Here is a 14,576-nt window from a genome sequence, read left to right on the forward strand (position 1 = left end):
GAGCGTACTATGAATATTTGGATCCAAGTTGTACAACACCTGCAACCCGGCGGCATTGAGACCATGGCGCTTGACTTGCAGCGCATGGAGGAGCGGGGTGAACGCGGGATTATCGTCTCGTTAGAAGGCGATAAAGAGCAGGCGTTAGAGGCCTGGCCACGCCTGCGCCCTTATGCCAACCGACTGATGTTTTTAAACAAAAAGCCCGGCTGGCGGATTGGCACCATTCTCAAGCTGGCGGCCTTGTTTCGCAAGTGGGCGGTACCGGTGGTACACACCCACCATATTGGCCCGCTGATCTACGGCGGCATCGCAGCGCGCTTGGCTGGGGTGCCTGTGGTGATCCACACCGAGCATGACGCCTGGCACCTGCGTCAGTTCCGTCGTCGCTTTTTGCAACAACGCATCATCGATTGGGTTAACCCTCTGCTGGTGGCCGACGCCGATTTAGTTGCTGGCGAGCTGCGCCGCTCCATGCGCCTCGACCAGCATCAGGTGCAGGTGATCAAAAACGGTATCGACACCCACTACTTCAGCCCGGGTAATGCGCAAGCCGCTCGCCATGAGTTGGGCCTGCCTAAAGATGCGCGCATCATCGGCTGCGCCGGCCGCCTAGAGCTAGAGAAGGGGCAATCCACCTTGCTGGATGCGCTAGCCTACTTGCCCGGGGATTGCCACTTGGCTCTAGCAGGCAAGGGGAATGAGCTGGGTAATCTACAGCGTCAAGCTGAGCAGCTGGGTATTACCGAACGGGTACATTTCCTCGGTTGTCTGGATGATATGCCTAACTTCTACCGCGCGCTGGATGTGTTCTGCCTGCCTTCACTGTTTGAAGGGTTATCACTGGTGCTGCTCGAGGCTCAGGCCTGCCAAATTCCTACCGTGGCCACCAACGTTGGTGCCTCCAGCGAGGCGCTATGCCCACGCAGTGGCAGCTTGGTCGAGCCCGGCTCGGCCTTTGGCTTAGCTCAGGCACTGGAGAAGACACTCGACAACAAGCGCAGCTTTAGCCCGCGCCAGTTTGTTAAGCAGGTGGGCGATCTGCGCACCACCGCTAAGAACTATTCCGCTCTGCGCCATCGTTACCTGAAAGGAGGTTAACATGTGGGTACTTGCAACTATTACCGCTCTGGCGATCTTCTTGGTGGTCTATCACCACCTGTTCTATCCGATGATGCTCAGCTATGTCAGCCGCAGGGCCAGCAATAACCAGAGCACGCCGGTGGCGGATACGACCGATGCCAGCACGCTGCCTAAGCTAGAGCTGCTTATTCCGGCCTATAACGAACAAGAGTTTATCGCCGCCAAGCTGATGAATGTGGCCACGCTGGATTACCCGGCCGAGCTATTAACCGTGCGGATCGCTTGCGATGGCTGTAGCGATAATACCGCTGAGCTGGCGCGCCAAACCATTGCACAAATCGATTTCTGTGGCTTTGAATTCATCGTTGAAGAGCATACTGAGAACCGCGGCAAGGTAGCGATCCTCAATCAATACATCGCCGCCTGTCCGGCCGATGTTCTGGTGCTGAGTGATGTATCGGCGCTGATCTCCATCGATGCATTGAAAGTCGCGGCAGCGCATTTCGCCGACCCTAAGGTGGGTGTGGTATGTGCCCACTATCATTTGCTGTCGCCAGGTAGCAAAGGCGAGGCGGTGTACTGGGATTATCAACGTAAGATCAAAGTGGGCGAGGCGAGTTTAGGCGCGCCGTTGGGGGCGCACGGCGCGCTCTACTGCCTACGCAGTGAGCTGTTTGAAGCGCTGCCCGCCGATACCATCAACGATGATTTTGTGATTCCTATGAACATCGTCGCGAAGGGCTACCGCTCGGTGTATGAGCCAGCGATGTGTGCGCTCGAGCTAGAGCACGCCAGCAGCGAGTTGGACCACCGTCGCCGCCAGCGTATTGGTGCCGGTAACCTGCAGCAGTTCTCTCGCCTGCGCAGTCTGTGTATGCCGAAATTTGGTGGCGTTGCCTTTGCCTTTATCTCTGGTAAGGCGCTACGGGTGACCATGCCATTGTGGATGGGCGTGGCGCTGATTGGCAGTTTGCTGCTGTGCCCTGAGTGTGGCTATGAAGTCTTTCGCGTACTGGCGGCCGGACAGCTCCTTGGTTACAGCCTGGCGATGCTACCAAGGCTGTTTCCTAAGCGTCGCTGGCCCGGTGCGCTGCTTAGTCTCAACTACTTGGTTGAGGGACATATGGCGAGCTTCTTGGGCAGTCTGTTCTATATCAAAAACAAACTGATGAGCGCAGGCCGGGGACGCCGCCTGCAGATCTGGTAGGTCTTTGCTAACAGCGTTCTTCTATGGGGGTCAGCACTGAGTGTCCAACAATCCACCTGCTCGGCAGGTGGATTGCAATTTGATTCTTCTCTTTCGTCTTTCGTCTTTCGTCTTTCAACCCTCAACCTGCAGTTTTCAACGGACCCCTTCTTGCAGAATGCAAATGCCCACCAAAAAAGCTTCTATCTTATTGTATAAAAAGAATAAATAAACATTGGCATGCAAATGGCTTTGTCAGTGTATCAACGCAATTACGCACTGGAGTTAATTATGCAAATTCAAGCCAAACAAACCGCAAACGGCGTGATGACAGTCTATGTCTCTGGTGAATTCTGCCAGAGTGAAACCCTGCCAATGAGCACTCGCTTGAATCAGCTTTGTCTGGCGGCGCGTTCACACACCTTGGTAGTGGACTTGAGCGCGACCACCTCGCTGGACTCCTTTGCCATTGCGTCCTTGGTTCGCAGCTTTAAACAGCTGGCAGCGAAAGGCGCCAAGTTGCTACTGCGCGGCGCTATCGGCCAACCGCGCAAGCTACTGACCATGTTGCGTATCCATCATGTCATTCCGATGTTCGACGACGTTTCGTTCGACCAACCATCGCTGCAGACTGCGGCTTAGAGACGAGGCTAATTATGAAAAAGCTTGGTGTTGTGCTGGCAATCTGTTGTGTGACTGGGTGTACCGCTTGGGCACCTGAAGGTCGCGGTGGTTTTGCCGAAAACGAACTAAACCTGCTGGCGTGGATGGACACCGATGACAATCGCGAGCTTGGCCCCGAGCATGGACTGCGCTTTGAGGTGGCGGTAAGCAAAAACCACCTTGATGTATTGGTACTGGAAGGTGCAGAGCTGTGCTTTCCGGCCTCAGTAGAACAAGCACGCTTGCAGCAAAATCGCATTGTGAGAGAGCTGGAAGGCGGCCTTACCGTTGATGCGGCCACTGATCTAGAGGTGCAAGTACAGTTCCTGAACATGCTGGAGAAGCGCTTGGACATCGCTAAATCAGGCGGCGCCTGCCGGGTTGCCGGTATCGGCCAGCAAAACGGCTTGGTACAGGGCTTGAGTGAAGCGCTAAACAGCAACAACCAGTTTGCCTTCGACTCCAGTGAGCTGACGCCAGCCTATCGCGACCAACTGAAAAGCCTGATGCCGCTGTTGATCTCTTCCAAGCTGGCGGTGCAAATCACCGGTCACAGCGATGCCTTCGGCAACGACAGCCACAAGCAAAAGATTTCTCAGCAGCGCGCCAACACCGTTGCCCGCTTTATGCGCGAACACGGCCTGGACGACGAACTCGTTAGTGTGTTTGCGGTTGCCGACCAACAGCCTTATGAGCCGGGCGAGAGCGCCGATGTGCGCCACTCAAATCGCCGGGTCACCATTCAACTTACCGATGCCCAATAGGAGGCGGCGATGAAAACCATGGTTAATATCAGCCTGATTGTCACCCTGTTCGTCTCAATTTTATTGGGCAGCGCTGAGGCTCGCGCCAATCAACAGGTTCACCCCGGCGACATCGTACGTATCGTACTACCCGGTGAAGCCACCTTGGAAGGTAACTACGAAGTGGACCGCAAGGGGCAGCTGTTGCTACCAGAGGTGGGCCCGGTGATGGTATCTGGCTTCAACGAAGCACAGCTGCAACGCCAGATTGAGAAAAAACTTTCGGTAGCCTTTCGCGACCTGGAAAGCCTCAAGGTAGAGCTGGCCGAACGTCGCCTGCGCGTGAGTGTGCTGGGCTATGTCAAAGAGCCCGGTGAGATTACCTTGGCCGCAGCCGATGCCACCAGTGGTGTGCAGTTGGCCATCGAACAAGCCGGTGGCTTGCGCCCCGGTGCCCAGCTTGACCGCATGCTATTGCGCCGTGAAGGCCTGGCCGAGCCGCTGGTGTTTAACTACAAACGCTACCTCGACAGCGGCGATATCTCCGCCTTGCCACGACTGCAGACCCTGGATGTACTGTTTATCCCTGCCTCGCCGAAGATTGGTAACGTGGCGGTAGAGTTTGACCCGAAAGCGCTCAGCGACAAGGGCGATGCGGCAGAAGATCGCAGCGCGGTGAAGGTGTTCGGCGAGGTATACAGCCCGGGTAGCTTCTCTTATCGCCAGAATGCCTCGGTGGTGGACATGTTGATGCGCGCCGGCGGCGTGACCCGCTACGCCAGTGTTGAGCAAATTCGTGTGATTGTCGATGGTGAGCCTCAGCTGTTTAACCTGACCGCCTATCTTGACTCGGGCGATGCTAGCTTGGTACCGAATATCCAACCGGGCGCCACCGTGTTTGTTCCCAAGCAAGAGGTGGAGATTAAGACCGGCTCAAACACCGTATTCGTGATGGGCGAAGTGTTTAAACCCGGCGCTTTTGAGGGCGGCAGCAGCGCCACCTTCCTGGACATTCTGGCTAACGCTGGTGGTCCAACCCGCTTTGCCGAGACCCGCCAGATCCGCATCATCCGCCAAGATGGCGGGGTAGAGCGCTTCGACTTGGCAGCCTTCACCGAAGGGCGCATCAGCACCCTGCCAAAAATGGCTGCCGGTGATGCGCTGTTTGTACCTGAGAAAACTGACCTCAACGAGAAGTCATGGGTTAAGGTTGCCCCAGAGCGCGCAGTGATGGTGATTGGTGAGGTAGTACGTCCGGGCCGCTTCGAGTGGGCCGATGAGATGAACCTGATGGACCTGCTGGCCCACGCCGGTGGACCAAAATCGAGCGGCGATACCGCCAAAATCAAGATTGTTTATCAAGGTGCGGGTAACCAAACACGCTCGGTCAACTTTGATTTACAGGCCTATGTATCGGGTGAAACCTCTGGCCAGCCATTGCCGCGCATCGTAGCGGGTACCACCATCATGGTGCCAGAGCTGCCCGATGACCCAAGCGACAACAAATCGCAGTGGGTACGCCAGCGCTCAGAGGACTCTATCTATGTGTTTGGTCAGGTGGTTGCCCCAGGCCGTTATCGTTTCGACCCGAAAATGCACTTCCTCGATATCCTGGCAGCTGCCGATGGCCCATCGCGCGATGCCGATATCCGCAATGTGCGCATCAGCCACCGCAACGGCGAGCACTCGGAGGTGACCAAGCTTGACCTGGCGCTGTACTTCGAGACTGGCGACGAGAACCTGCTGCCTAAGGTAGTACCGGGGGATTCAATCTACATCCCAGAGAAGAACCGCGATTGGCTGTCAGAGAAAAAAGAGCAAACCGTACGAGTGTTGGGCGCGGTGCGCAAGCCAGGTCGTTATCGCTTTGCCGATGATATGACCTTGCTGGACTTACTAGCCGAGGCGGGCGGTCTGGATAACGAAGGCTACCCGGAGAAGATTACCGTGGTGAACCTGTCGTGCTGTAAAGATCAGGCCCAGACCTTCAACCTAAAAGAGTTCGCTCAGACCGGTGATTTCTCAATGCTGCCGGTGATCCGCGCCGGCGACACCGTCTACGTACCGAACAAGGCCGACTCGAACTGGTCCAAGGCGCGCCAAGGTTTGGAAGATGTCTTCAAAGTAGTCGCATTAACTGCACTGCTACTGTAATTGAGCGATTGGAGGGTTATCCGATGACACAATTAGCATTCTTGCCGGAAGATTATCAGGAGCTGGAAGCCGTCTACCAGCGCCTGCCACTGGCGCAAGCCAGCTGTATCGGGGTCAGCGCTACCCGCTCTGGTGAAGGCGTTTCTACCTTGGTGGACGCACTGGCGCGGCGGGCACAACTGGCCGGTCACCGGGTGTTGGTGGTCGATCTCAACCTGCACCGCCCACGGGTACAACACAGCTTGATCGGCTGCAGTGGCTGGCAGCAAGGTGAGCCAGAGATCAATCGCTCGGCGGCGGGGCTGGATTACTTGCCACCACCGGCGGATCGGACCTCGCTGATCAAACTCAAAGAACCCGGCTATCTGGAAAAGTGGATTGAGCAGTGGAAACAGTCCTACCAGCTGGTGCTGCTGGACTGCTCATCACTGACCCGGGCCAACGCCGGCAACCTACCCGCGCTGCGCGCCTTGGTGGCCGCCGACCAAACCTTGTTGTGTTACCTGGCTGGGCGTACTCCCGGCAATGAGTTGCGCGATTGCCTCGAAGATCTCAATCGCACCGATGCAGTGGTGCTGGGGTTGGTGGTCAACGATCGCTTTAATCCCAGCCTGCGCAGCGAATTAATGCGACAGGGCGCTAAGGTTTCCCGATTCTTCCCCAAGCCGTTTCGCAAAATGGGAATGGGTTTACTACAGTCTAAATGGTTATCTATAAGGATATAGTGATGAAATGTAAGGAGTTTTATAAGGTCGCTGGAGCGCTGTTAGTGCTTTTCTCACAGCCTGTGTGGGCCGAAACCATCAGCTTTGGCATTGTGCCCCAGCAGTCGGCCTCGCGCCTTGCTACCCTGTGGACTCCGTTACTACAAGCGCTGAGTGAGCAAACCGGACTCAAGGTGGAGTTTAAAACCGCGCCCAACATTCCTGAGTTTGAGCGGCGCTTGGCACAAGGCGAGTACGATGTGGCGTATATGAATCCCTACCACTATCAGGTGGCCGCACACTCGCCGGGTTATAAGGCCATCGCTAAGGCTAGAGACTTGTTCCTGCATGGCATTATCGTGGTGCGTCGGGATAGCGGTATCGAGTCGCTTGCCGAGCTGGAGGGGCAAGTACTGGCCTTTCCTGCACCCAAGGCGTTTGCTGCCAGTGTGGTAACTCGCGCCGAACTGGATCGTTTGGCTGTCAATTTCAGTGCCAAGTACGTGGGCAGTCATGATTCGGTTTACCGCTCGGTTGAGTCTGGCCTCTATCCCGCGGGAGGCGGTGTGCCGCAAACCTTTGCCAATGTTGATGAAGCCTTGCGTAGTGAGTTGAAAGTACTCTGGGAATCAAAGGGCTATTCTCCTCATGCGGTGGCAGTAAGCCCCAATCTTGACCCACAACTTGCTACACTGATACAAGAATCATTAGTTAATATGACAAGTACCGAGCAGCGCCAGTTGCTCAACGCCATTCGCATCGGCGAGTTTGTTGCTGCCCAAGATAGCGACTGGGACGACATTCGAGCTTTGGGATTGGCCAATTACTAGCAGGAAGCTAAACCATGATACGTAGTTTCAGGGCAAAGATTGTCTTGGGCATCGCTCTGATCCAAGTGGCGGTGTTGGCGCTGTTGTTGTTTAACAGCTTGGGCTGGCTACGTAAATCCAATGAGCAACAGCTGATTCAATACGGCGATTCGCTCGCGCAAATGGTGGCGGTGAGTAGCCAAGATGCGCTGTTAGCCACCGATTTAGCCACCCTTGATAGTATCTTACAGGCGCTGACCAAGCAGCCAGACGTTGCTTATGCCCGTATCGAAGATGCTAACCACACGGTGCTGGCCTCCGCCGGTGATGCCAGCAATCTCGAACATCACCATGTCTCACTGCCTCCCTCGCGCTCCCATGATGGTTTTTATCACAGCATTGCCACCATTGAACTGGGCGGCGTGCACTATGGCCTTGTCGAGATTGCGGTGAGTATCGACCGCTTTGAGTCCTTAATTGGTGAAGCCCGCTCGTCGATTTTTAGTCTGGCAGCGATGGAGATTGGCTTGGTGGCCTGCTTCTCCTTACTGATCGGCACCTTGGTGACCCGTCGCCTCACTCGACTTAGTGAAGCGGCAGAGCGTATCGCTACGGTAGGTCCGGGGGTGCAGATCCAGCAAACTGGTGGTGATGAAGTCGCGCAAGCGTCGAAAGCGTTTAACCAAATGTCGAGCGCCTTGGCCAAGGCCCATCGTGAGTTCGAAGACTCTATCGATGCTCAGCGCCAACTGGCCAGTGATGTGGAGCGCCACCGCCAGTTGCTCAAGGCCACCTTAAGTGCTGCGATGGACGCGGTGATTACCATCGACCGCCATGGCCATGTCTTAGAGTACAGCGACAGTGCAGAGCGGATCTTCGGCTTTAGTCGGGAAGAGGTGATGGGCAAGGAATTGGCCGAGTTTCTAGTACCCGAGGCATTTCGTGAGGCCCATCGTGGTGGTATGGCCAAATTTCGCCAAAGCGGCGAAGCGCCAGTTCTGGGGCAGCGTTTGGAGATTCCGGCGCTGCATAAAGATGGGCATGAGTTTTTGTCTGAGTTGACGATCAGCTCGGTGGAGGTCGGGGACGAAACTCTGTTTACTGCCTACATGCGTGACATTACCGAGCAAAAACAGCAGGCCCAAGAACTGCTCTTAGCCGCCCATGCTTTTGATGCCAATGAAGCCATTTTTATTACCGATGCCGATGCTCGGATCCTACGAGTTAATCAAGCCTTCACCCGGATTACTGGTTTTAGTGAGCAAGAAGCACTAGGCAAGCAGCCGACCATTCTCTCATCGGGTTTACATGACAAGGCCTTCTTTGAGTCGATGTGGCGAAGCCTTACCGAGCAAGGACGTTGGAGTGGCGAGATTACCAATAAGCGCAAGAATGGTGAGTTGCTGCCAGAGCTATTGAGCATCTCGTCGGTGGCCAATGAGCAGGGGGAGGCGACCCACTTTGTCGCCCACTTTACCGATCTCAGTGAGCAAAAGGCAGTGGAGGCCTCGCTCACTCAAGCGCGTCGCGAGGCCGAATCGGCCAGTGAAGCGAAGAGTCGCTTCTTGGCAACCATGAGCCACGAGATCCGAACGCCGCTCAATGCCATCATCAATATGAACCAGATCCTCCAAGAAACTACCCTCGATGAAGAGCAGCGCAACTTCGTGAACGCAGCCAACGAGGCTGGCCATACCTTGATGGCCTTGGTCAACAACGTGTTGGATTTCTCTCGCATCGAAGCTGAGCGGATTGAGTTCAACTATGAATGGTTCTCGGCTCGACAGACCTTACAAAGTATCGCCGCGCTATTTGAAGGCAGTGCCTCCAAAAAGATGCTTACTATTACCATGGATGTAGCTGATGGGGTGAATGATGAGTATTACGGTGAGCCGCTACGTTTTCGCCAGGTGGTATTTAATCTACTCGGCAACGCCATCAAATTCACCGAAGAGGGTGGGGTGAGCCTTCATTTGGCCCCCCATGCTGAGCAGGGATTTATGTTGACGGTGGCCGACACCGGAATAGGCATCGACCCTGAAGCGCAGCGCCACTTGTTCGAGGAGTTCTTCCAGGTCGATAACGATAGCACTCGCGGGTACTCGGGAACGGGCTTGGGCTTGGCGATAACTAAGCAGCTGGTGCAGCGCATGGACGGCAGTATTCAAGTCAGCAGTGAGTTGGGTAAAGGCACAACCTTTACTCTGGTGCTGCCATTTAAAGGCAGGAAAGCGCGCAGAACCAGTGCTTACGCCAATGAAGAACAGCCCTTGTTACCCACCGACTTGCCCAAGGTATTGTTGATTGATGATAGCGAGATGAATCGTGCGGTAGTGACTCAAGTACTGCGTAACCACTGTCGCCAGCTCGACTGCGCCGAGAACGGCAAGCTGGGCTTTGAGCAAGCACAGCGCGAGAAGTATGATCTGATCCTGATGGATATGGCGATGCCGGTAATGGATGGGCTGGAAGCCACCCGTCGTATTCGTGAGCAGGCGGGTATCAACCAGCAGATACCGATTATCGCCATGACCGCCAATGCCTTTGTCGAGGACAAGCAGGCCTGCTTCGAGGCGGGCATGAATGATTTTCTGAGTAAGCCCATCGATATCGCGCTGCTGCGCAGTACCCTGCAGCGCTGGTACTCAGGCAGTGAAGCGAGCGCGGAAGATTTTTCGCAAAAGCCCACACTTACTGAGTCGTTGGCTCCAGCAACGCCTAACCCAGAAGAGAATGCCGTAGCGGCTAACAAGGCCGACAGCAGCGACCCTGCCTGCGCCAAATATCAAGACATTCCTTGGCTCGATGTGGCGGTGCTGCAGCGCTTGTGTGACGATGCGGGCAGCGAAGCGATGCCGATTATGCTGGGGTTGCTAAGTAAAGAGATCCCCGAGCGCAGTGAGCGTTTGCTGGCCATGGCGGAGCAGTGCAACTGGCCCGAGGTCGCGGCCGAAGCCCATGCCATAAAAGGCAATGTGGCCACCTTTGGTGCCAGTAAGATGCAGGCGCTAAGTTACACCCTTGAACTTGCGGCGCGGCAGGGGGATGGCGAAGCGGTGCTGTCTCAAGTACATTTATTGATGGAATACGTAGAAACAACCTTAGCGGCAATAACAGAAAGTGCTGAACAGATGATGGTGTAACCTCGTTCATCCAGAACGTGTAACTCAAGCCTTTGTTTTAATTAAGCCCTAAGCCTAATACTAATGCTTAAGCAGGGAGCGAGCATGAGCGTAAACCGCGTACTGTTGGTGGAAGACAGCGATACCTTGGCAATGACCTATCAGGCCTATCTGTCAAAAGAAGAGATTGAGCTGGTTCGAGCAAGCAATGGCCAAGAGGCCAAGGACCTGCTGGCTAGCTTTAACCCTAGTGTAATGCTGCTCGACCTAAAACTGCCCGATATGGATGGCATGCAGGTGCTGGAGTGGATGGTTGAGCAGCGCATTCCCACCTCGGTGATTATCATCACCGCCTATGGCACCGTGGATATAGCCGTAGATTCAATGCGTTTGGGAGTGGTGGATTTTCTGGAAAAACCCTTTGATGCCCAGCGCTTACGGGTCACCGTCGCCAACGCGCTGCGCTTGCAGCAGCTCAACCGCATGGTGGCCGACTTCCAAGAGCATGCCGACCGCGAGCGCTTCCATGGCTTTATCGGCGCCAGCCTTGAGATGCAAAGCGTCTATCGGATGATTGAAGCGGTTGCCCCGAGCCGTGCCACGGTATTTATCACCGGCGAAAGCGGCACTGGTAAAGAGGTTTGCGCCGAGGCCATTCACAAGCAAGGGCCGCGCGCCGGTAAGCCCTTTGTCGCACTTAACTGCGGCGCTATTCCCAAAGACTTGATGGAGAGTGAGATCTTCGGCCATGAAAAAGGGGCCTTCACTGGGGCATCTTCCCAGCGCCAGGGCGCGGCCAGCCAAGCCCATGGGGGCACCTTGTTCCTCGACGAGATTGGCGAGATGGATATGGAACTGCAAACCAAGCTGCTGCGCTTTATCCAAACCGGTCGCTTCCAAAAAGTGGGTGGCAGCAAGGAAGAGCAGGTGGATGTGCGTTTTTTGTGTGCCACCAACCGCGACCCTTGGGAGGAGGTGCAGGCAGGGCGCTTCCGTGAAGACCTCTACTATCGCCTGTACGTGCTGCCCATCCACCTGCCGCCGCTGCGCGAGCGCCAGCAAGACGTATTGGCCATCGCCCAGAGCTTGCTCAAGCAGTTCGCCAAGGAAGAAGGCAAACGCTTTAGACAGTTCTCGGAGCTAAGTGCTCAGGTCATCTTGGAGTACACCTGGCCGGGTAATGTGCGCGAGCTGCAAAACGTTATCCGCAATATCACCGTGTTACACGACGGCGAACGGGTGATGCTCGAGCAACTGCCACCGGTGCTGCAGCGACACATTCCAGCAGGCGCCACCGAGCCGACCAACCAACCACCGCTGAGCGAACTGGAGTCTGCCGCTGAGCCAGAGGCAACCCAGCCTGCAGAGCCGGTGGCGCAGGGCTACTGCCTACAAGCGCTCTGGAAAACTGAGAAAGAAGCGATCGAGTACGCCATCGATTACTGCCAAGGTAATATTCCCAAGGCGGCAGACCTGCTGGAGGTCAGCCCATCGACTATCTATCGCAAGAAACAGAGCTGGGAGGCGATGGAGTCTTAGTTCGGTAGGAGGGAGCTAGAGTAGCAAGAGTGGAGAGCGTTTAGCTTCCTCTGGTTAGCTCTCCAAGGCTAGCTCTCTAAGGTCAGGTAGCTGCGGATACGCTCAAAGCCGATGATCCCCATGCAGTGTCCTTGATGACCATCGACGACCAAAACCTGCTCGGGGGCGGCGATAAGCAGCGGAACCAGATCCTCAATCGGGCAGTCGATATCGATATGCTGGGGCTGATGGTCCATTGCCAGATGGACCCGTTTTTGCAGCGTAGCAAGGTCTTTGCTGCGCTCTGCCGGGGTGCCGATATGAGGGCTGACTGCTTGGCTGTAGCCGCTTTGATAGAGCACGCCTAAACAGCTCGCCCCTTCCATCACCGCAATATGGTTATAGCCCTCACCGCTAAAAATCGGCCGAGCCGAGGCCAGCGAGTCATCAGCGGTAAGACGAGGGAAGTCCCGCGACATAATATCGCGCGCCCGCAGGCCGCCTGGCTGCGGTGGCAGCTGGCGAGCAATCTCTGGAAACTCAATCACTGGCTGTTTGTAGAGATCCCCTTCGCTAAGGGGTTTGCTAAACAGATAGCCCTGTACCATCGAGACGCCGGCTTGTTGCAGCAGGCAAAGTTGCTGCTGGGTTTCCACGCCCTCTGCAATCACATAGCCGCCGAGCTGTTTCATCAGCTTGCACAGCATGCGGATCATCTCCAGCTCCATCGATTGCTCGCTCAGGTTGCTGACAAAGCTGCGGTCAATCTTAATCATATCGATGGGCAGCTCGCGCAGGTAGGAGAGGGAGGAGAAGCCGGTGCCGAAGTCGTCCAAGGCAATCTTCACTCCCGCCTCACGCATCTTGTTCAGCCAGGTTTGTTGGTGCTCGGTACTCTCAAAGAACGAGGACTCAGTCAGCTCGAGGGTTACTTGATCCAAACTCAGCTTGGCCTGTTGAAACAGCGTTAAGGTTTGTTCAAGGCAGCTTTTGCTTAAGGTATCGCTGGAGAGCGAGCGATTTACCGTTAGCTGCAGCTCGGGTAGCGCCATACGTTGCTGGATCCGTGGCAGGGCGCGCAGTGCCTTCTCGGTGACGAGCGAGTCGAGCCGGTCGACCCAGTCAAACTCCTCCGCGATATTGATCAGCTCTTGAGTGGTGTAGGGTAGCCGCGTATCGAGCTTGATACGACACAGCGCTTCGAGCTTGGCGAGTTTGAGATCCGGCAGGCTGTAGATAGGCTGATAGGCCACCTGAATCAGCGCGCTGTCGATGGCGGTTTCTAACAGGCGGGCCAAGTTGCGTTTGTGGTCAAAGCGCTTGGCCAGCTTCGCGCTGAAATAGTGGACCGACGACAGGCCCTGCTTGCTTTGGGTCAGCAGGCTTTGTAGCGCGTGGCTTATCATCAGCTCCGGCGAGCGGGCATCGACCAGCAGCACCGACACGCCCATGGTGACCAGTGTCTTTAGCTGTAGCTTGTCGTCTTCACCGGGGCGGCTTAGGGTGTCGAGCAGTTTGCGAACCTGATTATCAATCGCCAAAATATTTTTTTCTTGCTCCCAACACACTGCGAACACGCTGTTGTCCAGCAGTGCCACGTAGTGAGGATGGGTCAGTTGGGCCATCTGTCTGGCGACCAGCCAGCTAAGGGCATGGTGGCTGGTTTTGCGGTTCACCGAGACGTCGAAGGCGGCGCATATCATGGTTTTTTGCGCCGGCAGCTGTTGGTATTGCTGCTCTACCGCCTCCAGCAGCTGCTGTTTGTTGCGCAGCATGCCCGATTGCCTGATTAAGGAAGCATCGTCCTTCCACAGCTCGGCGCTGACATCGAGTTTGCGGGTGGAGGAGATATAAAAGTGCTCACCGCGTAGGTCAATGCGCTGGATCTGCGTATCTTGCGCGAATACATCGCCTTTGGCATCCATGCACAGGAGTTCACCTTCCCACAGTTTATGGTGGTCAATATAGTCCCACAGTTTTTTGTAGAAGCGCTTGTTGTAGTGTCCGGACTTCAGTATCGCCGCCTTCTTCCCCAGTAATTGCGCTTCGCTGTAGAGGGTGGCACGGCAAAACTCATCGTTTACCATCAGGATACGATGACGGCTGTCGGTGATAAGCAGGCCGTTGTTGGACTTTTTAAACAGCGAGGTCAGCAGTGCGCGCTCTTTCTCGATGGAAGGAAAAATCTCACGTACCTTGAGGGTTCCGTCCACCCATTCGCTGTGCTCAGTACTGGGAATGATCGCTACATCGACAAGGTGGCGACGTTGCTCAAGTAGCAAGATGGCACTGAACTCGCGAGGCGCCTTACGGTGGGTAGCATCGATAAGGGCCTGTTTGAACAGCCCCTGCTGCTGTGGGTCGAGAACATGGAGAATGTCGTTGAGGGATCTTGGTTGGGCATGCAGTCCGAGTAGCTTTAGCATTCGAGCATCACAGTTAAAGCTGCCCTGCGACAGGTTGATGCTCCAGGAAAGCGGTCCTTGCTTGTGGGGAGTGCTGGCGGTGTGCATGACTCTCTCTAAGACTCAGTGTTTACTATGAGTTTAATCAATTTGCTGGGTTGTGCAGTCAGAAAATGTTAATCAGATCTG

The 14,576-nt window shown here is 55.5% G+C and carries 10 protein-coding genes; 9 read left to right on the top strand and 1 reads right to left on the bottom strand.

The genetic code is table 11. From position 1 onward, the window contains the following. Positions 1–9: 9 nt before the first annotated feature. From G461_RS0121330 to G461_RS0121370, 9 genes are all read left to right on the top strand, one after another. Positions 10–1,101 carry a glycosyltransferase gene (locus G461_RS0121330; protein ID WP_035480980.1) on the top strand — a complete coding sequence of 364 codons (1,092 nt, stop codon included), beginning with the start codon at positions 10–12 and terminating at the stop codon, positions 1,099–1,101. Between the two features lies 1 nt (position 1,102). Beyond that, positions 1,103–2,290 (top strand): glycosyltransferase family 2 protein, encoded by a 1,188-nt coding sequence (locus G461_RS0121335; RefSeq protein WP_026973369.1) that lies wholly within the window; start codon positions 1,103–1,105, stop codon positions 2,288–2,290. A gap of 270 nt (positions 2,291–2,560) precedes the next feature. Continuing rightward, complete coding sequence (locus G461_RS25125; protein ID WP_169727284.1) at positions 2,561–2,911, top strand: STAS domain-containing protein; 351 nt, start codon at positions 2,561–2,563, stop codon at positions 2,909–2,911. A 14-nt stretch (positions 2,912–2,925) separates the two neighbouring features. Next, positions 2,926–3,696, top strand: coding sequence for an OmpA family protein (locus tag G461_RS25130; RefSeq protein WP_035480984.1), 771 nt, complete (start codon positions 2,926–2,928; stop codon positions 3,694–3,696). Positions 3,697–3,705: 9 nt separating this feature from the next. Further along, positions 3,706–5,829, top strand: a complete 2,124-nt coding sequence (locus G461_RS0121350) for an SLBB domain-containing protein (protein ID WP_035480986.1) — start codon at positions 3,706–3,708, stop codon at positions 5,827–5,829. Positions 5,830–5,852: 23 nt separating this feature from the next. After that, the gene (locus G461_RS0121355; protein ID WP_026973371.1) at positions 5,853–6,554 is read left to right on the top strand and encodes a P-loop NTPase family protein; all 702 of its coding nucleotides are present in this window, start codon (positions 5,853–5,855) and stop codon (positions 6,552–6,554) included. A 2-nt stretch (positions 6,555–6,556) separates the two neighbouring features. Further along, on the top strand, positions 6,557–7,363 hold the full coding sequence (locus G461_RS0121360; protein ID WP_084429446.1) for a phosphate/phosphite/phosphonate ABC transporter substrate-binding protein: 807 nt from the start codon (positions 6,557–6,559) through the stop codon (positions 7,361–7,363). 14 nt (positions 7,364–7,377) lie between these two features. Next, positions 7,378–10,485: a PAS domain S-box protein gene (locus tag G461_RS0121365; RefSeq protein WP_026973373.1), complete on the top strand. Its 3,108-nt coding sequence runs from the start codon at positions 7,378–7,380 to the stop codon at positions 10,483–10,485. 84 nt (positions 10,486–10,569) lie between these two features. After that, positions 10,570–12,003, top strand: a complete 1,434-nt coding sequence (locus G461_RS0121370) for a sigma-54-dependent transcriptional regulator (protein ID WP_026973374.1) — start codon at positions 10,570–10,572, stop codon at positions 12,001–12,003. A gap of 68 nt (positions 12,004–12,071) precedes the next feature. Here the strand turns inward: G461_RS0121370 and G461_RS0121375 are convergent, their stop codons facing one another. Then, the gene (locus G461_RS0121375; protein ID WP_026973375.1) at positions 12,072–14,495 is read right to left on the bottom strand and encodes an EAL domain-containing protein; all 2,424 of its coding nucleotides are present in this window, start codon (positions 14,493–14,495) and stop codon (positions 12,072–12,074) included. Between the last annotated feature and the right edge of the window lie 81 nt (positions 14,496–14,576).

It is taken from the genome of Aliagarivorans marinus DSM 23064 (assembly GCF_000429485.1).
Classification (GTDB): Bacteria; Pseudomonadota; Gammaproteobacteria; order Enterobacterales; family Celerinatantimonadaceae; genus Aliagarivorans; species Aliagarivorans marinus.